20 protein-coding genes and 1 tRNA gene are annotated in these 22,755 nt (G+C 59.5%); 12 read left to right on the forward strand and 9 right to left on the reverse strand.

Annotated features, from left to right (window positions below):
• The first annotated feature begins 647 nt into the window (after positions 1-647).
• Both ACWNZ1_RS17020 and ACWNZ1_RS17025 read left to right on the forward strand, forming a co-directional pair.
• Positions 648-851, forward strand: a complete 204-nt coding sequence (locus ACWNZ1_RS17020) for a hypothetical protein (protein WP_456027756.1) — start codon at positions 648-650, stop codon at positions 849-851.
• A gap of 10 nt (positions 852-861) precedes the next feature.
• Positions 862-2,166 carry an RHS repeat-associated core domain-containing protein gene (locus ACWNZ1_RS17025; protein WP_456027757.1) on the forward strand — a complete coding sequence of 435 codons (1,305 nt, stop codon included), beginning with the start codon at positions 862-864 and terminating at the stop codon, positions 2,164-2,166.
• Between the two features lie 227 nt (positions 2,167-2,393).
• On the opposite strand, the gene ACWNZ1_RS17030 is transcribed toward ACWNZ1_RS17025, so the two are convergent.
• Positions 2,394-2,669, reverse strand: coding sequence for a helix-turn-helix transcriptional regulator (locus ACWNZ1_RS17030; RefSeq protein ID WP_135846725.1), 276 nt, complete (start codon positions 2,667-2,669; stop codon positions 2,394-2,396).
• Positions 2,670-2,984: 315 nt separating this feature from the next.
• Between ACWNZ1_RS17030 and ACWNZ1_RS17035 the strand changes: the two genes are divergently transcribed.
• From ACWNZ1_RS17035 to ACWNZ1_RS17045, 3 genes are all read left to right on the forward strand, one after another.
• A complete protein-coding gene (locus ACWNZ1_RS17035; RefSeq protein WP_256453594.1) occupies positions 2,985-3,389 on the forward strand; it encodes a MarR family winged helix-turn-helix transcriptional regulator in 405 nt (134 codons plus the stop codon).
• Positions 3,390-3,441: 52 nt separating this feature from the next.
• Positions 3,442-4,650 carry an MFS transporter gene (locus ACWNZ1_RS17040; protein WP_135846723.1) on the forward strand — a complete coding sequence of 403 codons (1,209 nt, stop codon included), beginning with the start codon at positions 3,442-3,444 and terminating at the stop codon, positions 4,648-4,650.
• A gap of 183 nt (positions 4,651-4,833) precedes the next feature.
• A complete protein-coding gene (locus ACWNZ1_RS17045; RefSeq protein ID WP_135846722.1) occupies positions 4,834-5,385 on the forward strand; it encodes a glutathione peroxidase in 552 nt (183 codons plus the stop codon).
• Positions 5,386-5,474: 89 nt separating this feature from the next.
• Here ACWNZ1_RS17045 and ACWNZ1_RS17050 read toward each other — a convergent pair whose 3' ends face one another.
• The 3 genes from ACWNZ1_RS17050 to ACWNZ1_RS17060 form a co-directional block, all read right to left on the reverse strand.
• A complete protein-coding gene (locus ACWNZ1_RS17050; RefSeq protein WP_265072320.1) occupies positions 5,475-6,749 on the reverse strand; it encodes an OmpP1/FadL family transporter in 1,275 nt (424 codons plus the stop codon).
• A gap of 145 nt (positions 6,750-6,894) precedes the next feature.
• A complete protein-coding gene (locus tag ACWNZ1_RS17055; protein ID WP_135846720.1) occupies positions 6,895-7,377 on the reverse strand; it encodes a hypothetical protein in 483 nt (160 codons plus the stop codon).
• A 274-nt stretch (positions 7,378-7,651) separates the two neighbouring features.
• Positions 7,652-7,876, reverse strand: coding sequence for a hypothetical protein (locus ACWNZ1_RS17060; RefSeq protein ID WP_007898912.1), 225 nt, complete (start codon positions 7,874-7,876; stop codon positions 7,652-7,654).
• A gap of 908 nt (positions 7,877-8,784) precedes the next feature.
• Here ACWNZ1_RS17060 and ACWNZ1_RS17065 point away from each other — a divergent pair.
• Both ACWNZ1_RS17065 and rmuC read left to right on the forward strand, forming a co-directional pair.
• Positions 8,785-9,108: an SEL1-like repeat protein gene (locus ACWNZ1_RS17065; RefSeq protein ID WP_135846719.1), complete on the forward strand. Its 324-nt coding sequence runs from the start codon at positions 8,785-8,787 to the stop codon at positions 9,106-9,108.
• A 175-nt stretch (positions 9,109-9,283) separates the two neighbouring features.
• On the forward strand, positions 9,284-10,672 hold the full coding sequence (rmuC, locus tag ACWNZ1_RS17070) for a DNA recombination protein RmuC (RefSeq protein WP_178084327.1): 1,389 nt from the start codon (positions 9,284-9,286) through the stop codon (positions 10,670-10,672).
• Positions 10,673-10,805: 133 nt separating this feature from the next.
• Here rmuC and ACWNZ1_RS17075 read toward each other — a convergent pair whose 3' ends face one another.
• The gene (locus ACWNZ1_RS17075; protein WP_256453591.1) at positions 10,806-14,276 is read right to left on the reverse strand and encodes a hybrid sensor histidine kinase/response regulator; all 3,471 of its coding nucleotides are present in this window, start codon (positions 14,274-14,276) and stop codon (positions 10,806-10,808) included.
• Positions 14,277-14,453: 177 nt separating this feature from the next.
• Positions 14,454-14,993, reverse strand: a complete 540-nt coding sequence (locus ACWNZ1_RS17080) for a TetR/AcrR family transcriptional regulator (RefSeq protein ID WP_135846716.1) — start codon at positions 14,991-14,993, stop codon at positions 14,454-14,456.
• A 104-nt stretch (positions 14,994-15,097) separates the two neighbouring features.
• Here ACWNZ1_RS17080 and ACWNZ1_RS17085 point away from each other — a divergent pair, with 104 nt between their 5' ends.
• The 4 genes from ACWNZ1_RS17085 to ACWNZ1_RS17100 all read left to right on the forward strand — a co-directional run bounded on the left by ACWNZ1_RS17085 (position 15,098) and on the right by ACWNZ1_RS17100 (position 19,880).
• Complete coding sequence (locus tag ACWNZ1_RS17085; protein WP_456027758.1) at positions 15,098-16,291, forward strand: MFS transporter; 1,194 nt, start codon at positions 15,098-15,100, stop codon at positions 16,289-16,291.
• Between the two features lie 70 nt (positions 16,292-16,361).
• Positions 16,362-16,673, forward strand: coding sequence for a cupin domain-containing protein (locus ACWNZ1_RS17090; RefSeq protein ID WP_178084275.1), 312 nt, complete (start codon positions 16,362-16,364; stop codon positions 16,671-16,673).
• A gap of 103 nt (positions 16,674-16,776) precedes the next feature.
• Complete coding sequence (locus tag ACWNZ1_RS17095) at positions 16,777-17,925, forward strand: TDT family transporter (protein WP_135846714.1); 1,149 nt, start codon at positions 16,777-16,779, stop codon at positions 17,923-17,925.
• Positions 17,926-18,005: 80 nt separating this feature from the next.
• On the forward strand, positions 18,006-19,880 hold the full coding sequence (locus ACWNZ1_RS17100) for an MFS transporter (protein ID WP_135846713.1): 1,875 nt from the start codon (positions 18,006-18,008) through the stop codon (positions 19,878-19,880).
• A gap of 131 nt (positions 19,881-20,011) precedes the next feature.
• Here the strand turns inward: ACWNZ1_RS17100 and sugE are convergent, their stop codons facing one another.
• The 3 genes from sugE to rdgC all read right to left on the reverse strand — a co-directional run bounded on the left by sugE (position 20,012) and on the right by rdgC (position 22,520).
• A complete protein-coding gene (sugE, locus tag ACWNZ1_RS17105; RefSeq protein ID WP_256453589.1) occupies positions 20,012-20,326 on the reverse strand; it encodes a quaternary ammonium compound efflux SMR transporter SugE in 315 nt (104 codons plus the stop codon).
• 117 nt (positions 20,327-20,443) lie between these two features.
• A complete protein-coding gene (locus ACWNZ1_RS17110; protein WP_456027759.1) occupies positions 20,444-21,409 on the reverse strand; it encodes a bile acid:sodium symporter family protein in 966 nt (321 codons plus the stop codon).
• Positions 21,410-21,599: 190 nt separating this feature from the next.
• Positions 21,600-22,520, reverse strand: coding sequence for a recombination-associated protein RdgC (rdgC, locus tag ACWNZ1_RS17115; protein WP_135846711.1), 921 nt, complete (start codon positions 22,518-22,520; stop codon positions 21,600-21,602).
• Between the two features lie 160 nt (positions 22,521-22,680).
• On the opposite strand from rdgC, the gene ACWNZ1_RS17120 reads away from it, so the two are divergent.
• A tRNA-Val gene (locus tag ACWNZ1_RS17120) sits at positions 22,681-22,753 on the forward strand.
• The last annotated feature ends 2 nt before the right edge of the window (positions 22,754-22,755 follow it).

The following is a 22,755-nucleotide window of genomic DNA, read 5'->3' on the forward strand; positions in this document are numbered from 1 at the left end:
CAGCTAAGATGTCCATTGATCTGGCTGTCGCCTGCGCGATGCCTGATCTTCAATACGCCAGGTGCAATGACTGAGTTCAAAGGTGCTGAGTACATTACAGCGAGAGATATGTAGCTGTCAGCGGGAGTGGTGGTCGGGTCTTTTGTCATGCGAACTTCTATTTCCCAACTATCGTTCCATCTGCAGTTACCTCCAGCAGGCCACCGATCATCCAAAAAAGTGATGTGGAGTGCGGACGGTACGTTAACGAAGCGAACGGTATATGCCTGATCATTTGTGCATCCATAGTTTCCAACATAATACTCCCCTGGAATAGCTGGGATGCTGCACTCTCGGACGCCATCACCTTCACGAACCATAATGTATCCTGCGGCATTGCTTGCGGTGATTATGCAATGGGAACCTATTAGACTAAATAAAAGAAGGGTAAAGCTCTTTCTGAAAGTGTTCATATTCTGATCTCAGCTTTTAGAGGATGCGGTTCGCATAAAATATAACCGAAAATTTTTCCGCGTAAACCTAACACTTCTGATAGTTCCAAAGCCGCTCGTTCAGGCGTAAATCTTAAAGACAGGAGCCCAGTAGCTGTCCTTTGCATCGCTGAAAAAACTTCATTAAGTATTTTTAAAGCATAAGGAACCCGGAGCATGACGATTCGGATGCAGCCCAATCCACTGCCGGTGGTGCAGATCAGAGAAGCCCATGACCTTCATCTGGACCTGGAGAAGGCGGAGTTGATCATCACCCCGTGGATGGTGCCGTACCAGGCGATGGCGGTGGGCGATACGGTCACTTTGCATTGCCGCAGGTTTTACCCTGACGGCAGCGAATATTTCCCGGCGCTGGCCTAATCATGAAGAAGTGCGCACGACCTTCATCAAGGGCCAGGCCACTGAAAGCAATACGGCGCGTTTCGAATACAGCGGCCCGGACCCGGTGCAACTGACACGCGTCACCAACAGCCATGCCGATTACCCGAATATCGAACTTGAGTACGATGCCAACGGCAACCTGATCAAGGACGAAGAGGGGCGCTCCTTGTCCTATGATCTGCTGTCCCGTTTGGTTGAAGTGAGTGGGCCCGATTCGGAGGTGAGCCGGTTTTACGCTTACGACGGCGGCGATCAGTTGTCGGCCAGCGGCAGCGATACCCACCGGGAGCAACAGTTTTATCGCGATGGGAAACCCGTCAATTCAGTCAGCCCGACCCAGAGCAGGACTTACCTATCGGCCGATGGAGTGACGCTCGCCGAGCGGCAGGAAGGTGCATCCCCAAAGTCTTTAATACTGGCCGGTGACGGCAGCGGTAGTGTGCTCAGGGAGGTTGAAGGCGGTGAAGTGACTGAAATCGCTTACAGCGCTTATGGGTATCGCGATGCGACCCAGGTGGTGGCTTCACATCCGGGCTATAACGGTGAAGTCAGGGATGAGACCGGGTGGTATTTGCTGGGCAATGGTTACCGGGCGTTCAATCCGTTGCTGATGAGGTTTCATAGTCCGGACAGTTGGAGTCCGTTTGGGGATGGGGGGGTGAATGCTTATGCTTATTGTGACGGGGATCCGATTAGTTTTACGGATCCGACGGGGCATGTGATATATAAAATACCACTTTCATTTACGCGGGGTTCTAGTAGCGGTGGTATTGCACCCTCAATCCGGACGACTGCGGCCGCAGCCGATGCGACTGCGAGAGCTGGTAATCCAGTTATGGTATTGAAAATTGGAGATGCCCCCCGTACTGCTAACGTGCCAACAGTGCCCCCTAGTACTCCAGGAACACCCGCCCCAGGAGTACTCTTTGGGGGGCAGAACATGCTCGATCAAACACGCGGAATTTCAAAGCCCGAAGTTCCTCCGGTCGCAACCCCATCTCCTCCTAGTAGAGCCCAGAAGCTCTACGAAATAAAAAAGATGGCAAGAGACGCTGCTAGAAACGCCGAAACCACCGCTAGAAATACTGCGAGAGAAACCGAAAACATCGCAAAACAAGCCGCTAGAAACTCAGCTATAAACGCCGCTAGAACGAAGGAACAACAACAACTCTTTACTAGCTATACAAGGGCGCTGAATAATGAAGACACACTCTGGAATTTAGAAACGTATTTCAGGCTGGCGAGACGAACAGAAGAACTGGGTGCTCAACTGAGGGGAGTAAGGAGAAAGTAAGTGCTCGTCAAAATACTTTTCTGGTTGGAGTAAAAAGGTCAACCCGCAACCCAATCATTCAAGTAAATGCCACCAGCCCGCCACCATGACCAAGTTCCAACTTGTTCATGGTGGCGAATGTTTTTGGCTGGCGTTTTTTTCACAGCGATTGAGCTGGGCTGCAATTTCCTGCCCGACATCCCAGAATTGCTCGTTTCAGATTTTGCGGTAGATACGCGATCAATCGCTCAGATCAACCCCTGCTCACGCGCAATCTTCCCCGCAAGATGACGTGAACTGACGCCGAATTTTCGGCGGATGTTATTGAAGTGATAATTGACGTTGGCCTCGCTGCAATCGACGATCATGGCAATCTCCCAGGAAGACTTGCCAACCTCGCTCCACTGCAAAAATTCCTTTTCCCGGTTTGTCAGTCGGACGGCTTGAGGCGGTTTGCTTTCGGTGGGTTGGAAGCGGGTCTGGTAGGGCGACGGATGTCCAGGAACAACGGTGGCGTGGTACATGAAAATTCTCCCATTCATCATCATTGATGGCGTGGGGGCGGCGGAATCTTCCTACTGCTTGACGGCATGGTTCACACGGCCCTTCTTCGAAGCCCTGGTGCAGGGCTGGAGGCACGGGTTCGTTATATCTCGATTCAACCCAGCTGAAACCTGTCAGACATTACAGGTGGGGGGCGCTGAGTGATGAATGGTCGCGACAGCTGTCAGGTCGAACTGGTTGATATTTTAGGCTTTTTCAGGGTTTGGTGGATTCACAGGTTTTGTGTTGCGCCATTAAAATTTGCATTCCCTTAATCACGGGTATATACACGCACCATGCTTCCTTCCCAATGTTTGTGCATCAACCTGCGTCGTGCCGCGCGTGGCGTCAGCAGGTATTACGACGGCGCCCTCGATGGCTTCGGGATCAACGTTGCCCAGTATTCTTTGCTGAGCAACCTGGCGCGCCTCGACCAGCCGAGTATTTCCTCTCTGGCCGAGGCCATGGGCCTGGACCGCAGCACCCTGGGGCGTAACCTGCGGGTGCTGGAAGGTGAGGGGTTGGTGGCGTTGGCCGAGGGGGAAGACCTGCGCAACCGCATCGTCGAACTCACCGAAGCCGGGCATGCCCGGTTGGCGGCGGCGTTGCCGGCCTGGGAAGCGGCGCAACAACGGTTGATCGATAAGCTGGGCGCCGAGAAGCGCGCGGCGTTGCTGGCCTTGCTGGATGAACTGGCGTAATGCCGGTTCGTTCGATGATAAGCGGGTATATACCCGCGAGCGGAGAATAACAATGACATCGATGTGGCGTACCTGTGGTTGGGTCCTGGTGGGCAGCGCGCTGATTTTGGCGTTGTCTTTGGGTGTGCGGCATGGCTTCGGCCTGTTCCTGGCGCCGATGAGCGCCGAGTTCGGCTGGGGGCGCGAGGTGTTCGCCTTCGCCATTGCCTTGCAGAACCTGATCTGGGGCTTGGCGCAGCCCTTCACCGGCGCGCTGGCCGACCGCTTCGGTGCGGCGAAAGTGGTGCTGATCGGTGGCGTTCTCTATGCCGTCGGCCTGCTGTTCATGGGCATGGCCGACTCGCCTTGGTCGCTGTCGTTGAGCGCGGGTCTGTTGATTGGTATCGGCCTGTCCGGCACCTCGTTCTCGGTGATCCTCGGCGTGGTCGGACGCGCCGTGCCGCCGGAAAAACGCAGCATGGGCATGGGCATCGCCAGTGCCGCCGGCTCCTTCGGTCAGTTCGCCATGTTGCCCGGTACGCTGGGGTTGATTGGTTGGCTCGGTTGGTCTGCCGCCCTGTTGGCGCTGGGGCTGCTGGTGGCCTTGATCGTGCCGTTGGTGAGCATGCTCAAGGACGTGCCGGCGCCGCTTATGGGCCATGAGCAAACCTTGTCCGAGGCGTTGCGCGAGGCCTGCAGCCATTCCGGGTTTTGGCTGTTGGCGATTGGCTTTTTTGTCTGTGGTTTCCAAGTGGTGTTCATCGGCGTGCATTTGCCGGCCTACCTGGTGGACCAACACCTGCCGGCCAGCGTCGGCACGACCGTGCTCGCCCTGGTGGGGTTGTTCAACATCTTCGGCACCTACACCGCAGGCTGGCTGGGCGGGCGCATGTCCAAGCCGCGGCTGCTGACTGGGTTGTACCTGGTGCGGGCGGTGGTGATCGGCTTGTTCCTGTGGCTGCCGGTGACGACCACCACGGCCTATGCGTTCGGGATGGCGATGGGCTTCTTGTGGTTGTCGACGGTGCCGTTGACCAACGGCACGGTCGCAACCTTGTTCGGCGTACGAAATCTCTCGATGCTGGGTGGGATCGTGTTCCTGTTCCACCAGTTGGGCTCGTTCCTCGGTGGCTGGTTGGGCGGGGTGGTGTACGACCGCACCGGTAGTTATGACTTGATCTGGCAGGTGTCGATCCTGCTCAGCCTGTTGGCGGCGGCGTTGAATTGGCCGGTGCGCGAACGTCCGGTGGCGCGTCTGCAAGTCCAGGCAGGTGCGGCATGAGTCGCGTCGGCCCATGGTTGATTGCCGTTGGCGCCGGTCTGCTGCTGGCGTTTGCCTGGTGGGGCTGGCATCAGGGCGGGTTGGCCTTGATGCAATTGGGCATGGGCAACTGCTGAGCGGTGGACGGGGTCAGGCGCTGCGGAGTAACGTCGTGGTCTGAGGTGCTTTCAAGGAGATTGCGACATGCTGATGCGCAGGCTTGCTGTTCCCGCTCTGTTGCTGGCTGTGACCGGGCACGTATGGGCGGCCGATTGCCCACCAATGCTGGAGGGTTCGTTGCCCAAGCTGCGGGCCAAGGAAACCATCGATCTGTGCCAACGCTTCGCCGGCAAGCCGTTGGTAGTGGTCAACACCGCCAGCTTCTGTGGCTTCGCCCCACAATTCAAAGGCCTCGAGGCGCTTAACCAGCGCTACAAAGACCAAGGGCTGCAAGTGCTGGGCGTGCCGTCCAACGATTTCAAGCAGGAATCCAAGGATGGCGCGGAAACGGCCAAGGTCTGCTACGTCAACTACGGCGTGACCTTCACCATGACCGAACCGCAACCGGTGCGCGGTGCTGATGCCATACCGTTGTTCAAGCACCTGGCCGAACAATCCGCAGCGCCGAAATGGAATTTCTACAAGTACGTGGTGGATCGCCAGGGCAAGGTCGTGGGCAGTTTTTCCAGCCGGATCAAACCTGACGATCCTGAGTTCATCAAGGCGGTAGAGACGGCCATCGCCTCCAAACCCTGACCGCCAGCCACGAAAAAGCCCCGGCTCTTTGCAGAGTGCGGGGCTTTTTTCGTTTCAGCGGGCGAGCGGTTCAGCTTCGCCGTAAATCATCAGAAGCGGTAGGTCGCACCGACACCGAAACCGTTGGCGCTGTTTTCGTATTCAGCATTGTAGGACTGGCCCAGGGCGTTGCTTCGATTGATATTGACCTTCTCTTCCTTGAGGTAGGAGTAAGCCACGTCGATGGTCAGGTCTTCGGTCGGGCTCCAACCGGCACCCAGGCTGAAGATGGTCCGGTCGCCGGTAGGGATACGCGGCGAACGGTCGGTGTTGTTGGTTGGCGACTGGTCGAAGGTCAGGCCGGTACGCAGCACCCATTGCTTGTTCAACTGGTAGGACGTACCGATGGCGTAGGCCCAGGTGTCGTGCCAGTTCTGTTCTTCGGTGATGGTGCCGAAGAGGGTTGGGTTCAGCGCACCACCGCCCGTGACGTCATTGTTCACGGTGATGTCTTTCAGGCGGCTCCAGCGGGTCCAGGTGCTACCGGCGTAGACGGTCCAGGCATCATTGATTTGCTGGGTGACCGAAAAGTCCACGGACTCAGGCGTCGTGATGTCCAGTGAGGCGTCGTAGCGTCCGTCACTCAGCAAGAACCCAGGTGTGCCTGCGCCTGCGTCCACTTCGGTATGGCCTTCAAGCTTGTACTTGACCTTGGAGTGATAGGTCAGGCCAACGCGAGTGGTGTCGGTCGCCTGGACCAAAAGACCAACGTTATAGCCGTAGCCAATGTCGTCACCCTTGATCTTCACGTTACCGTCGTTAGGCGAAAACGGCGTGGTCAGCGACGACTCCAAAGACCCGGAAATCCGGTTGATAGTCGGTCCAAAACCAATCGACACCTTGTCATTGAAGGCGTAGCTGACGGTTGGCTGGAAGGTCACGACCTTCACTTCGCTCTTGCTGCCGAAGTTACGGCCCTGGAAGTTGTTATCGTAGTCGGTGATCAGGCCGAACGGTGCGTAGACACCCAGGCCGAAAGCCCATTGATCATCGATAGGCTTGACGTAATAGCCCATCGGCACGCCGGTGAGCGGCACCATGTCGCCCTTGTTGGTACCGGATTGGGTGCCGCTGGCATCGTTGATGTCGGTGGAGGCGTCAATGGCGGCGAAGCCACCGGTCACTTGCTGGCGCTTGAGGCGCGACATGCCGGCAGGGTTGCCAAATACAGTGCTTGCGTCGTCGGCAGCGGAAGAGCGACCCGCGAAACCAGTGCCCATGCCACTGATGCTTTGTTCGTTCAAGGCAAAGCCACTGGCGAAAAGTTGTGTGGATGCCAAGGTCACGGCAAGGCCAAGGGTGGTTTTGAGCATGATTTTTTTCATTGTTAGAAACTCCTGATGATCACCGGGGCGAAAATTACCAACATTTTCGTTCAAGCGCTATAGCCTGTTTCGCTTGATTTAGAGCGGTTTTGTAGGACAATCCGACCAAATTCGCGAACGTTGTAGGAAGTTTCTAAATTTCCTGTCAGCAAGCGACCTGATTCAGCGGTGAGACACAGTTTTGCCAGGCGCAGGTGAAATCTCGCAGGCGCCCTTGAGGGTGAAACGTCTGGCGCCAGATCCGGGCCATACCCAGTAGATCGTCGGCGTCGGGGAGCGGGGTGTTCTGTTCCTCAACCAGCAGCCAGGCAATGGCCGTGGCGTAGCGCAGGTTGACGGTCAATTCCAGGTGCGGGCCGCTGAGAAAGGCATGCTGGCTGGCGAGGCCGCGCACCAGGCTGGCACGTTCCGGGTCCAGCGCCAGGTAATGGTCCCAAAGCGCTTGGTGGCGGGGCTCGGGAATGCGATAGAGGCCATGGCCGCGACGGTCATGCAGGGCCGAACCCAGGGCCGACTGGCTGGCGGCAATGCCTAGCAGCAGGGATTCCGCCGTTGTGCTGTGGCGCCCCAGGTAAAGGAGCGTCGGGCGGATCACATATCGACACAGTTCGCTGGCAGCGATACCCATAAAACCCTCGAAGTGTGAAAGGGGCGGGGCCTGAAAGGTGTGGGCTTGGCAGCAGTGGATCGGTCAGGCCCCACCGTAAGCGGTTCATGCCGCTTGACTTGAAGTGTAGTGTCATATTTCCGCTGTAAAGGACTGTTTTTAAAACATCTTCAGCGAACGGTTATAACTGTTATATCCCCCAGTGCTTAAGCCGTTGCGCTTGGTTGAGAAATTCCAGGCAACAAAAAGCCCCGCTTTTTCGGCGGGGCTTTTGGGTTTCAGCCTTTCTGGTGTGTCAGGCAACCAGTGCCTGACGGGTACGCTCAATCACGGCCTGCAGCGGTTCGGCGCTGGAGTATTGATCGGGGTACAGGCGTTCGCTGTGACGAGCGATGCCGTGTTCGTTGACCAGGGTGAAGCTGAAGCAGCCTTTGCGAGCGGCCATGATCAGGCAGTTCATTGGGGCAAAAGCGTTGGTCAGGGTGCGGATAGCGTCCTGGGTATGGATTTGAGTAGACATGTTATGGGTGTTCCTACAAATGACACGGTTAAGAACCGTGCAACGTTAAAACGTTCCAGTAACGTCGACCACCATTGGTCGAACGAAGAACCCGACTGGAACAAAGCAGCCAGTTTGAGCGCTATATAAAGTGCGCGCTTGGGCTGGCAGGTAGGTACTTAGGAGGGCAGGCAACACATCAAGGGCAAAGGTTCTGGGCCCGGGGTGAAGATCCTGATCAATTTGCAGGCTGGTTCGGTCAGAGTAATGTGCTTGGCAACACCCTTTGCATTGGGTCAAAGGCTGTGTTGGTGCAAGGTTTACCTGGAAACCATCGAGGGGGTCGGTCTCTTTTTATCGGTGAGGGCTTCTCTTGAGGGAAGGCTGACCGCGGAGATGTGTTCGACCCGGAATTGACTTTCAGCTTGGTACTAACGCTGCGGATACTAACGGATCACCCCTCTGAAGGGAAGGGCGTTGGTTAAAAAATATTCAAATAGGGCGTAACCCTGATGCCGGTCAGCCGGGAGAAAAGCCACTCCACGGGTTATCCCCAGGTTTTTACCCCCGGATGCGCCAAGAAATCGCGGCGTTATAACCAGTTTAGGTGTTACTTGTGCACACTCGCTATGGGGCTTGTCACCGTACTGTCATGTGCAAACAATCTGGGGTAGGTGCCTGTATCCAAAATTTAAGTCAATGAAAAACATCGCTTTTTTTTACTGGTGAAAAAATCGTCAGTTTGAGCGCAGGCCCCATTCCATAGGGCTTGCGGCGAGTTCAGGGTCGGTTGTCCACTGAGTTATCCACAGCTTCTGTGGATTGTCCCAAGCGCTTGCTCTAGGACGGGCGTGCTGGTTTTTTTCGACTTTACCCGTGCGAAAAAAGGAGTAGAGTGGCGCGCCTTCTGATCTGTCCCGCAGTGCTTTATGAAGTTTCGCTCAGTATCAAATCCTGTTACTTCCACACCCTCCGGTGTTACCTCACCCAAGCGTATGTCGATGCGTGTAGCCGAGTGGCTGCTCGACAGCCCGCGCCTGGGAGACAGCCCCAGTGTCAAACACCTGGCCGGTCGTCTGCTCAAGCAACCAGCCCGTGAAGGCGTGGTGGCTGCACAAAGTCGCCTCGGGCAGTTGATGTGCCGTGAATGCGGGAACGCCCGGGACCGACGCATTGGTCACGAGCTGCTGCGCCAAGCTGCCCGGGCCGGGGATCACCGTGCCCGCCAGGCTCTGGGTGAAATCGAAGACTGAGCTGGGCAACCCCCGGCCGCTTGGTTAACCTTCGGGCTTTATTGGATCGGCAGGAATTGTCATGGCTATGGATTTGACCAGCCTGTTGTTTGGCCTGGCCGGCGCTGCGGTGCCGTTGCTCGCACTGGCCTGGCACCTGCAACGCCAGGCCAGCGCCGCGCAGAATGAACAGGCCTTGCTGGAAGAGCGCCTGGCCACCGCCCACATGGCCCACGACGGCCTCAACGCCCAGCTCGATGCCTGCCGTGACGAAATCAGCGACCTGAGCCAGGCCAATGCCGCCAAGCAAGCCGAGCTCGCCGCTGCCTGTCGCGAAGTCGAATTGCTGCAGATCGAGCGCGACAATGCCCGGGATGCGGCCCACGCCTGGAATCTGGAGCGCGCCAATAAGGAAGCGGAACTGCGGCGGCTCGATGTCCAGGCGGCGTCGTTGCATGCTGAATTGCGCGAGCAACAGGAAAGCCATCAGCAACGCCTGGATGACCTGCAAGGTTCGCGGGATGAGCTGCGGGCACAGTTCGCCGAGCTTGCCGGAAAAATCTTCGACGAGCGTGAGCAGCGCTTCGCCGAGACCAGCCAACAGCGCCTGGGCCAGTTGCTCGATCCGTTGAAAGAACGCATCCAGTCTTTCGAAAAACGCGTCGAAGAAAGTTATCAGGCCGAGGCCCGGGAACGTTTCTCCCTGGGCAAGGAACTGGAGCGGCTGCAACAGCTGAACCTGCGCCTGAGCGATGAAGCGACCAACCTGACCCGTGCCCTCAAGGGCCAGAAGACCCAGGGTAACTGGGGCGAATTGATCCTGGAGCGGGTGCTTGAGCACGCCGGCCTGGAGAAGGGCCGCGAATATCAGACCCAGGTCAGCCTCAAGGGCCCGGATGGCGAGCGCTTCCAGCCTGACGTGTTGATTTATCTGCCCGGCGACAAGCAAGTGGTGGTCGATTCCAAGGTCAGCCTCACGGCTTATCAGCAGTATGTGGCCGCCGAGGACGACGCCATTGGCCAGCTCGCCCTCAAGCAACACGTGGTGTCGTTGCGCGCCCACGTCAAAGGCTTGGCTGGTAAGGATTACAAGCGTCTGGATGGGCTGCACAGCCTGGATTTCGTGTTGTTGTTCGTACCGATCGAAGCCGCGTTTTCCGCCGCCTTGCAGGCTGAGCCGAACCTGTTCCAGGAAGCCTTTGACCGCAACATCGTGATCGTCAGTCCGACCACGCTGCTGGCGACCTTGCGGGTGATCGACAGCTTGTGGAAGCAGGAACGCCAGAGCCAGAACGCCCGGGAAATCGCCGAGCGAGCGGGGTGGCTGTATGACAAATTCGTCCTGTTCATCCAGGACCTGGACGAGATCGGCAGCCGCCTTCAGCAGTTGGACAAAGCCTACAGCGCGGCGCGCAATAAGCTGACAGAAGGGCGTGGGAATCTGATCAGCCGCAGCGAACAGCTCAAGTTGCTTGGCGCCCGGGCCAGCAAGAGTTTGCCCGCCGAATTGCTTGAGCGTGCAATGGAAGACGCGGATGGGTTGCCTGGGTTGCCTGAAGAAACCAGCGCGAAAACCCAGGGCTGAGCAGAAACTTGTGGAGAGGGAATCTTGTGGGAGCAAAGCTTGCTCGCGATGACTTCCTTGAGACCGCCATCGCGGGCAAGCCTTGCTCCCACAGGGCTCCCTCGCCACAGGTGGCACAATCACAGCTTGTTTGTTACAACGGCAAATGCCGACTCAACAACGCCCTCAGCGCTGCCGGTTTCACCGGCTTGGCCAGGTAATCCAGGCCCGCCGCATGCACCTGGGCGACCATTTCGGGCCGGCCATCGGCGCTGATGACCACGCCGGGGATCGGCAGGCCCATGCGGGTGCGCAACCAGGCCATCAGCTCGGTGCCGGTTTCGCCGTTATCCAGATGAAAGTCCACCAGGGCCAGTTGGGGCCGGCAGCCCTGGGCGAGCCAGCGCTCGCATTCTTCACGGTTACGCGCCGTCCACACCTGGCAACCCCAACGGCTCAGCAGGCTGTTCATGCCGATCAGAATGCTGTCTTCGTTATCGACACACAGCACCTGGGCGCCGCTGGGTAAATGGCCGTTGGGCTCGGCCACCGAACTCGGCAGGACGGCTTGTGTGCTGGCCAGCGGTACGCTGACGCTGAATACGCTGCCGCGCCCCGGCCAGGAACGCACGCGCAGGGTATGGCCGAGCACGCGGCACAGCCCGTCGGCGATTGCCAGGCCCAGGCCCAGGCCTTTTTCGGCGCGGGTCTGGTGGCTGTCCAGGCGTTTGAATTCTTCGAAAATCACCTGCAGTTTGTCTTCGGCAATGCCCGGTCCGCGGTCCCAAACTTCCAGGCACAACTCGCCGTTGCGCCGACGTACCCCCAGCAGCACCGGGCCTTTGGCGTAGCGAAAGGCATTGGTCAGGAAGTTCTGCAAAACCCGTCGCAGCAGCTTGATGTCGCTGTCCACGCGCAGTCGCGAGCCGCGCACGCGGAACTTCAATCCCTGTTCCTGGGCCAGCGCCGTGAACTCCGCACCCAAGGTGTCGAACAGTTCGTTGAGAGCGAATGGCTTGCGCTCCGGGTTGATCTTGCCGTTTTCCAGGCGGGAAATGTCCAGCAGGTCGGTGATCAGGTCTTCGGCCGAGCGCAGCGAGCTGTCCAGGTGATGCACCAGTTGCCGGGCTTCACTGGGCAAACCTTCGTGCTGGTGGGACAGGGCGGCGGAGAACAGGCGCGCGGCGTTGAGTGGTTGCATCAAGTCATGGCTGACGGCCGCCAGGAAACGGGTCTTGGATTGATAGGCCGCCTCGGCGGTGCTTTTCGCCGCGGTCAGCGCCAGGTTCAGTTGTGACAATTCCCGGGTGCGCTCGGCGACCCGTTGCTCCAGGCCTTCGTTGGCGTCGGTCAAGGCCTTTTCGGCTTCGCGGAACGCAGTGATGTCGGTGAAACTCATGACAAAACCGCCGCCGGGCATCGGGTTACCGATCAGCTCGATCACCCGGCCATTGGGGAACAGTCGTTCCGAGGTATGGGCGCGGCCCTGGCGCATCCAGTGCAGGCGTCGGGCGACGTGGACTTCCGCCTCGCCCGGGCCGCAGAGGCCGCGTTCGGCGTTGTAGCGGATGATGTCGGCAATCGGCCGACCGACGCTGATCAAGCCGTCCGGGTACTTGAACAGCTCCAGGTAGCGACGGTTCCACGCCACCAGCCGCAGGGACTGGTCGACCACGCTGATGCCTTGGGTGATGTTCTCGATGGCGCCTTGCAGCAGGGCGCGGTTGAACTGCAGCACTTCGGAGGCTTCGTCGGCGATGCGCACGACGTCTTCGAGTTGCATCTCCCGACCTTCAATCGCAGCCTTTACCACTGCCCGTGTCGATGAGGCCCCCAGCACACCGGCCAGCAGGCGTTCGGTGTGGGCGATCCACTCGCTGTCGGCATTCTGGCTTGGGTTGAAGCCTTTGCCCTGGCGGTAGGCAAAGCGGATGAAACTCTGGCGCGCGCGCTCTTCGCCGACGAAGCGCGCGGCCAGTTGCAACAGGTCTTCAATGTGTACCGCCAGCATCGAGCGGGGGTTGGGGCGGGCGCTGATTTCCTGGCCGATGAAACGTCCGGCCTGCCAGTGTTCCGACACGCGGGTGCGCGACAGTACGGAAATCCAGGCAAACAGGGTGAAGTTGCCAGTCAGGGACAGCACGACGCCTTGGGTCAGCGGGGTAATCGGCAGGTTCAAAGGATTGCCGTGCAACCAGGCCAGCCCTGGGAAGCTGTTCAGCGACCAGCCGAGGCTGTGGGCGGCGATCGGCAACACCAGGGTGTAGAACCACAGGAAAATCCCGGTGGCGAGGCCGGCGAACACACCACGACGGTTAGCCTGTTTCCAGTACAGCGCGCCGAGCATGGCGGGGGCCAGTTGGGTCACGGCGGCGAAGGCGATCTGGCCGATGGTCGCCAGGCTCGCCGTCGACCCCAGCAGCCGGTAGCTGACGTAGGCCAGCAGCAGGATCACCACGATGCTCACCCGGCGGACCGAGAGCATCCACTGGCGGAACACTTCGAAGGGCCGCTCGGCGTTGTTGCGGCGCAACAGCCAGGGCAACAGCATGTCGTTGGAGACCATGGTGGACAGCGCCACGCTCGCGACGATCACCATGCCGGTGGCCGCCGAGGCGCCGCCAATGAACGCCAGTACCGCCAGGGCCGGGTGGGCCTGGGCCAGCGGCAGGCTGATGACGAACGAATCTGGCAGCACCGAGCTGGGCAGCATCATTTGCCCGGCGAGGGCGATGGGCACCACGAACAACGCTGCCAAGGCCAGGTAGGCGGGGAACACCCACTTGGCCAGGCGCAGGTCCTGGGGCTCGATGTTCTCCACTACGGTCACGTGGAACTGTCGCGGCAAGCAAATGATCGCCATCATCGCCACCCCGGTCTGCACCACCATGGACGGCCAATTGATGGTTTCTTTCCAGTATTGCTCCAGGCGCGGTGCAAGCATCGCCTGGTTGAACAGGTCGTCGAAACCGTCGTAAAGCCCGTAGGTCACGAATGCGCCAACGGCGAGGAAGGCGAGCAGCTTGACCACTGACTCAAAGGCAATCGCCAGCACCATGCCGCGGTGGTGTTCCGTGGCGTCGAGGTTGCGCGTGCCGAACAGGATGGTGAACAGCGCCAGGATCAGCGAGACGATCAGCGCGGTATCCTGGGCGCGGGTGCCCATGGCGTCGGCGCCGGCGCCGATCAACAGGTTCACCCCGAGCACGATGCCCTTGAGTTGCAAGGCGATGTACGGCAGCACGCCCACCAGGCAGATCAATGCGACCACCACCGCCAGGGATTGGGACTTGCCGTAGCGGGCGGCGATGAAGTCGGCGATGGAGGTGATGTTCTCCTGTTTGCTGATCATCACCATCTTCTGCAGGACCCACGGCGCCAGCACCAGCAGCAGGATCGGCCCGAGGTAGATCGGCAGGAAGGACCAGAGCTGTTCGGCAGCCTGGCCCACGGCGCCAAAGAACGTCCAACTGGTGCAGTACACCGCCAGCGACAGGCTGTAGACCCACGCGCGCACTCGCGGCGGCAGCGGCGTGCTGCGCCGGTCGCCGTAGAAGGCGATGGCGAACATGATGGCCATATAGGCCAGGGCGACAACGGCGATCAGCCCGCTGGACAACGACATGGAAACTCCCGGACAAAGACACCGGGACTTGAGCCCGGCAGGACAGTCTCGCATGCCCGCTCGGGTTCGTCAGTGTCGACCAAGGTCGAGGCGTGGCGGGGTGTCGCGGGTTGCGATCAGCATTGGGTTATGGGGGGCCTGGCGGACCTCATCGCGAGCTTGCTCGCGATGGCGGCGTTACTGACCCAACGCCACATCCACCAACCGATACAACTCCTCGACCGCCAACGGCGCGGTAGCGAAGAGGATGCGAAACACCGTCGGCGCCACCACTACATTGATCAGCCGATCGACGCCCGGGTTCGGCGCATCGGGGTAGCGATCCAGGATGATCTGCAACTGGCTGCTGATGATCCCCACGCAATACCCCGGCGTGGCGCAGGCCTGGATGTCGCGCATCATGTTACGACCGGGCTCGGAGCTCATTTCGTCCAGGTATTGCTCGGCCCAGGCGCGCAGGTCGCCGCGCAGGCTGCCGGTGTTGGCCGGTTCGCTGTCGGGGCGCATGCGGGCGATGGCGACGTCGGCCAGCAGCGCCGGCAGATCGCCCCAGCGCCGGTAGATGGTGGACGGCGTTACGCCTGCGCGCGCAGCAATTTGCGGCACGGTCAGGCTGGCGCGATCCTGCTCTTGCAGCAGCTCGCGGACCGCCGAATGAATCGATTCTTGGACCCGGGCGCTTCTGCCGCCGGGGCGTAAACCTTCTTTAATAGCCATGCATCGGACCTTAACACAAAGAATTTGCTTTAAGCGCATACCAGTAGCACACTCGGCAAAAGCTAAAAATTAGCTTTTGCCGAAGGCTTTTGTGGAGCGTGCCCATGTCCCGTCCAGCTTCAACCGGTGCCAGCCTGATATTCCTGGCGATTACCTTGCTCGGTTTTCTCGCCGCGTCCAGTGCGCCGACGCCGTTGTATCACCTCTACCAGGAGCAATTGCAGTTTTCCCCAGCGATCCTGACGCTGATATTCGGTGTGTACGCCTTCAGTCTGTTGGCTGCCCTGCTGATCGTGGGTTCGCTGTCGGACTACCTGGGCCGCAAACCGGTGATCTTCGTGGCGCTGTTGCTCAATATGCTGGCGATGCTGCTGTTCATCAACGCTGACAGTGTCGCCTGGCTGATCGGTGCCCGGTTGATCCAGGGCTTCGCCACAGGCATGGCGACCAGTGTGCTGGGCGCTGCGTTGTTGGACTTCGACCGTCGGCAAGGCCCGCTGATTACCAGCGTCGCGCCCTTGTTGGGCATGGCGTGCGGGGCGCTGGGCTGTGGCCTGCTGGCTGAGTTCGCGCCGCGGCCGTTGCAACTGACGTATTGGATTCTGCTCGGGCTGTTCCTGGCCCAGGCCCTTTATCTCTGGCGCCTGGCTGAAAGCGTCAGCCCGCAACCCGGGGCCTGGCAGTCCCTGCGTCCGACCTTGCATGTGCCGCTCCAGGCGCGACGGGCCTTGTGGTTGGTACTGCCGCTGAACCTGGCGGCCTGGGCGGTGGGCGGCTTCTATCTGTCACTGGCGCCTTCCCTGGTACGGGCAGCGACCGGATCGACGTCCAACCTGATCGGTGGGGCGTTGGTGGCGGTGTTGACACTCACCGGCGCGTTGTCCATCTATACGCTACGCAACCAGGAAGCCGACAAAATGCTGCGCCTGTCCGCGAGCCTGTTGGTGATCGGCCTGGCGCTGCTGCTGGTCGCGGTACACGGCGCCAGCTTGCCGTTGTTCTTCGCCGGTACGCTGGTCACCGGCAGCGGTTTCGGCGCAGGGTTCCTGGGCGCCTTGCGCAGCATCATGCCGCTGGCCTTGCCCCACGAGCGGGCCGGCTTGATGTCGGCGTTTTATGTCCTCAGCTACCTGGCGTTCAGCCTGCCATCGCTGCTGGCCGGGAACCTGACGCGGGTGTTCGGGTTGATCCCGACCACCGATGGCTATGGTGCAGTGTTAATTGTGTTATCGGCCGCTGCGCTACTGGGGCTGGTGCGTCAGTCGGTAAAACCGGCGGGCGAGGGTGTTCGGCCTTGAAACCAGGAGTGCAGGCGCCGCTGGCAGTGGGTTAGTCTTGGCGTCTCATCATTTTTGCCGGACGATTTCCTTGAAAATTATTCGCAGCAAATCCTTCACTGGCGAGCGTGCCTGGGCGGCGCTGGATATTGCCAACATGAACGGCATCACCACGCGCCTGCACTGGACTGATCAGCCGTACAAATGGCACATCAATGACGGTCAGGAAGTTTTCGTGGTGCTCGATGGGCAGGTGCAGATGTGCTATCGGGAGCAGGGCGTGGAAAAAGATACGTTGCTGCAGACGGGGGATATTTTCTACGCCTCGGTGGGCACCGAGCATGTGGCCAAGCCGTTGGGAGAAGCCCGAATTCTAGTGATCGAAACCGAAGGCAGTGTTTAATGGTTATCTGTAAAACCGATTACATATAGAGAAATTACCCGTTATATAGATATTCGATCCGGATCTAGCATGGCTCCACCTCATCCGAGGACAGGAGTTCGCCATGACATGCTGCACCGCCAAGACCCGCTTTCGTCCCTTGAGTCATTTGCCCAGGCCACTGGAAGCCATTCGCCAATTCACGCCTAACTGGTTTGCCGTGGTCATGGGCACCGGTGTCCTGGCGCTGGCCTTGGCGCAATGGCCTGGGAATGTTCCGGGCCTGCGCCTCCTGGGCGAAGGGTTGTGGTTGTTCAACATCGTGCTGTTCGTGTTGTTCACCGGGTTGTACAGCGCACGGTGGGTGTTGTTCTTCGACGAGGCGCGGCGGATTTTCGGCCATTCAACGGTTTCGATGTTTTTCGGCACGATTCCCATGGGGCTGGCGACGATCATCAATGGCTTTCTGGTGTTTGGCCTGCCGCGCTGGGGCGACGGTGTGCTGCCGTTGGCGGAGGCGTTATGGTGGATCGACGTGGTCATGTCTCTGGCCTGCGGCGTGCTGATTCCGTTCCTGATGTTCACTCGCCAGGAACACCGCATCGACCAGATGACCGCCGTGTGGCTGTTGCCGGTGGTGGCCGCCGAAGTCGCTGCCGCCAGCGGCGGGCTGTTGGCACCGCATCTGGCCGACGCACATGCGCAACTGGTCATGCTGGTAACCAGCTACGTACTCTGGGCCTTTTCCCTACCGGTGGCGTTCAGCATTCTGACGATTTTGCTGTTGCGCATGGCCCTGCACAAACTGCCCCACGAAAACATGGCCGCCTCGAGCTGGCTGGCCCTCGGCCCGATCGGCACCGGTGCCTTGGGCATGTTGCTGCTGGGAAGCGATGCCCCCATGATCTTTACTGCCAATGGTTTGCCTGGCGTCGGCGACATCGCCGCCGGCTTGGGCCTGGTGGCCGGCATCACGCTATGGGGCCTGGGGTTCTGGTGGATGTTGATGGCAATGCTGATCACCGCACGCTATCTGCGCGCCGGTATCCCGTTCAACCTCGGCTGGTGGGGCTTTACCTTCCCCTTGGGGGTGTATGCGCTGACCACGTTGAAGCTGGCGGACCTGCTGAACCTGGGTTTTTTCAGCGTGTTCGGTTGCGGGTTGGTGGCGATGCTGGTGGTGATGTGGCTGATCGTGGCTCGGCGTACCGTTCTCGGGGCCTGGCACGGTGAGTTGTTCGTGTCACCGTGTATTGCGGGGCTGGCGAAATAATCGCTAAAGACAGGTAATGTGTGGCCTGGATCGAAAAGCTTCATTCCAATAAGCGTCCACGCCACTCAGGAACATGGAAGATGAGTCACCCTTCGCAGTTCACCTTGCTTCGCACGCGGCGCTTCCTGCCGTTCTTCATCACGCAGTCCCTGGGCGCGTTCAACGACAACATTTTCAAGCAGTCGCTGATTCTCGCCATCCTCTACAAGTTGACCATCGACGGTGACCGCTCGATCTGGGTCAACCTCTGTGCGTTGCTGTTTATCCTGCCATTCTTTCTGTTCTCGGCGCTGGCGGGGCAGTTCGGGGAAAAATTCGCCAAGGACGCGTTGATTCGTCTGATCAAGCTCGGCGAAATCGCCATCATGGTGGTCGGCGCGGTGGGTTTTCTGTTCGATCATCTATGGTTGATGCTGGTGGCGCTGTTCGCCATGGGCACCCATTCGGCGCTGTTCGGCCCGGTGAAATATTCGATCCTGCCGCAAGCGTTGCGCGAGGATGAACTGGTCGGCGGCAATGGGCTGGTGGAGATGGGCACGTTCCTGGCGATCCTCGCCGGCACCATCGGCGCCGGGATCATGATGTCCTCGGCGCATTACGCCCCCGTCGTCTCGACCGCGATTATCGGCGTGGCCGTGCTTGGTTACCTGGCCAGCCGCAGCATTCCGCGGGCGGCCGCCGCCTCGCCGCAAATGCGCCTGAACTGGAACATCTTCAGCCAATCCTGGGCCACTCTGAAACTGGGCTTGGGACAGACCCCGGCAGTGTCGCGTTCCATTGTCGGCAACTCCTGGTTCTGGTTCGTCGGGGCGATTTATCTGACGCAGATCCCGGCCTATGCCAAGGAATGGATGCACGGCGACGAAACCGTGGTGACCTTGATCCTGACCGTGTTTTCGGTGGGCATCGCCTTGGGTTCGATGCTCTGCGAACGGCTCTCCGGGCGTAAAGTCGAGATCGGCCTGGTGCCGTTCGGCTCCTTCGGCCTGACCGTATTCGGGTTGCTGTTGTGGTGGCATTCCGGTGGGATTCCCGACAGCGTCGAGGGGCACAGTTGGCTCCAAGTGCTCGGCTTCGGCCACGCCTGGCTGGTACTGATCGACATCCTCGGCCTTGGCATTTTCGGCGGTTTCTACATCGTGCCGCTGTACGCGCTGATCCAGTCGCGCACCGTCGAGAACGAACGGGCGCGGGTGATCGCCGCCAACAACATTCTCAACGCGTTGTTCATGGTGGTCTCGGCGATTGTCTCCATCGTCTTGCTGAGCCTGGCCAAACTGACGATCCCGCAGCTGTTCCTGGTGGTGTCGCTGCTGAACATCGGCGTCAACGCCTACATCTTCAAGATCGTCCCCGAGTTCAGCATGCGTTTCATGATCTGGCTGCTCAGCCATTCCATGTACCGCGTGGAGCATCGCAACCTCGACGCGATTCCCGATGAGGGGGCGGCGCTGTTGGTCTGCAATCACGTGTCCTTCGTCGATGCCTTGCTGATTGGCGGTGCGGTGCGTCGGCCGATTCGCTTCGTGATGTACTACAAGATCTACAACCTGCCGGTGTTGAATTTCATCTTCCGCACAGCCGGGACGATTCCGATTGCCGGGCGTCAGGAAGATATTCACATCTACGAAAAGGCCTTCACGCGAATCGCCCAATACCTGAAGGACGGTGAGTTGGTGTGCATCTTCCCTGAAGGAAAACTGACGGCTGACGGTGAGATCAATGAGTTTAAGAGTGGATTGACGCGCATCCTCCAGGAGACCCCTGTGCCGGTGATTCCCTTGGCATTGCAAGGCTTGTGGGGCAGTTTCTTCAGTCGTGACCCGGCCAAGGGCCTGTTTCGCCGGTTTTGGTCGCGGGTGACGCTGGTGGCGGGGTCGGCGATAGCGGTCGAGACGGCAACGCCTTCGCAGTTGCAGGCGTTGGTGGGAGAGTTGCGCGGGACTGTCCGCTAGAACGAAAAACGGTGGGAGCAAAAGGCTTGTGGGATTAAAACCTGTGGGAGCAACGCTTGCTCGCGATGCGTCCTTGCGATCGCTATCGCGGGCAAGCCTTGCTCCCACAGACTTTGCTCCTGCAGGAGCATTCAGACGCTGACCTTGAGCCCGATCAACCCGGCAACGATCAACGCCACGCTGGCCAACCGAACCAACGCCATCGATTCCCCAAACAAAATGATCCCAGCGATCACCGTGCCCACGGCACCGACCCCGGTCCAGATCGCATAGGCCGTGCCCAAGGGCAATTCCTTCATCGCCAGGCCGAGCAGGCCTAGGCTGATCGCCATGGCGGCAATGGTCAGTGCAGTGGGGAGCGGGCGGCTGAAGCCGTCAGTGTACTTCAGGCCGACCGCCCAGCCGACTTCGAACAGGCCGGCAAAAAACAGAATGATCCAGGACATCACACACCTCCATCGATGGATGGGGTCGTCCCCGGATAGAGCTTGATCGAGTGGCGGGGTCGTCCCCGCGCTGGGCGATAGAGTGCCAATTATTGACCGCTCGATCAAGTCTGCCTGTCAGTCCGCTGTTTGTCGGGCGAGCAGTTCACGGTCCTGTTTTTCGCTCATGCGCCGGAAATAGGTCGAGAGCAATGCCCCGGAAATGTTGTGCCAGACGCTGAACAGCGCGCTGGGCACTGCCGCCAGTGGCGAGAAATGCGCGCTGGCCAACGCGGCGCCCAGGCCGGAATTCTGCATGCCCACTTCCAGCGACAGGGTCTTGCGCTGGGCCAGTGGCAACCCGAACAGGCGCCCGGTGAAATACCCCAGCAGGTAACCGAAGCTGTTGTGCAGCATCACGATGGCCATGATCAGCAGGCCGGATTCGGCGATTTTCGCCTGACTGGCCGCTACCACCGCCGCGACGATGATTACGATGCTCACCACGGATATCAGCGGCAGGACTTCTACGGCATGACGAACCCGGGCACCCAACAGGCGTTGGGCAATGATGCCCAATGCGATCGGCAACAGGACGATTTGCAGGATCGACCAGAACAGCGCCGAGAACGACACCGGTAACCAGGCCGAGGCCAGCAGCCAGATCAGCGCGGGGGTCAGCAGAGGGGCGAGCAGGGTGGTGATGGCGGAAATCGCCACGGCCAGGGCCAGGTCACCGCGCGCCAGCCAGGCCATGACATTGGAGGATGTACCGCTCGGGCAGCAACCCACCAGGATCACGCCGACGGCGATCTCCGGTAGCAGGCTGAACACTTGGCACAGCAGCCACGCCGTACCGGGCATGATCACGAATTGAGCAACCACTCCCAGGGCGACGCGGCCCGGATGACGGGCCACTTCGGCGAAGTCTTCCACCTTGAGCGCCAGGCCCATGCCGAACATCACCAGCCCCAGCAAGGGCACGATGGCGACTTTCAGGCCGACGAACCACTGCGGCTGTAAGAAGGCCAGCACCGCGAAAATCAGTACCCAGTAAGCGAAGGTGTTGCCGACAAAGCGACTCAATGCAGCCAATGCGCGCATGACCTGATCCTTATTTTTAATAACACCACAAAAACCAATGTGGGAGCGGGCTTGCTCGCGAAGGCGGCGTGTCAGTCAACATTTCTGTGACTGTCCCACCGCCTTCGCGAGCAAGCCCGCTCCCACAAGGGTAACCATTTGGCTTTTAGATCCCCTGTGGAATCTTCCACAAGGGTAACCAATCTGGCCTTTAGATCCCCTGCGGAATCTCTTCCCCGCCCAACGCCTCAACCAGCGCCGGCAGGAACTCGCCGAACGTCAGCATCATCAGGGTGAAGCTGGCGTCCAGTTGGCCGAGGGCTTCGTCGCCACCGTCCTGTTCCGCCTGGTCCTGCAACAAGTCTTCGAACTTCAGGCGCTTGACCACCATTTTGTCGTCGAGCACGAAGGACAGCTTGTCCTGCCAGGCCAGCGACAATTGCGTCACCACCTTGCCGGTGTTCAGGTGCAGCTGGATTTCGTCGCTGGTCAGGTCCTGGCGCTTGCAGCGCACGATGCCGCCGTCTTCGTGGGTGTCGCGCAGTTCGCATTCGTCCAGCACGAAGAAGTCGTCCGCGGCTTTCTGGGTCTTGACCCAGTCGGTCATGGTGGCGCTCGGGGCCATTTTGACTGTCAGTGGGCGCACTGGCAGCGAGCCGATGACTTCGCGCAGGGTCGACAGCAGGTCTTCGGCGCGTTTCGGGCTGGCGGAGTTCACCAGAATCAGGCCCTGTTTCGGCGCGATGGCGGCGAAGGTGGACGAGCGACGAATGAACGCACGCGGCAGGAACGCCTGGATGATTTCATCCTTGAGCTGGTCTCGTTCCTTTTTATAGACCTTGCGCATTTGCTCGGCTTCGATCTCTTCGACCTTTTCCTTCAGGGCATCGCGTACGACGCTGCCAGGCAATATGCGTTCCTCCTTGCGCGCGGCGATCAGCAGGAAGTCCTGGCTGATATGCACCAGGGGGGCGTCTTCGCCTTTGCCAAACGGCGCGACGAAACCGTAAGTGGTCAACTCCTGGCTTGCACATGGACGCGCCAGTTTGCTGGCCAGTGCAGTTTCCAACGCCTCGGCATCAAAAGGCAGATCTTGGGTCAGGCGATAGATAAGCAGGTTTTTGAACCACATGGGGTGAGTCTCTCCTTTATACAAAGGGGGGCATTATTCTCTTCGCAGCGCCATAGGCCAACCCTTCGCTAAGCCTTTGGAAGGCCTGAAAAAATTAATTTAAAAAGTGCTTGCCAGCTTTGGGAGTGCTCCGTAGAATGCGCGCCACACCGAAAGCGAAGGGTGATTAGCTCAGCTGGGAGAGCGTCTGCCTTACAAGCAGAATGTCGGCGGTTCGATCCCGTCATCACCCACC

The organism is Pseudomonas sp. CFBP 5748, assembly GCF_053850495.1.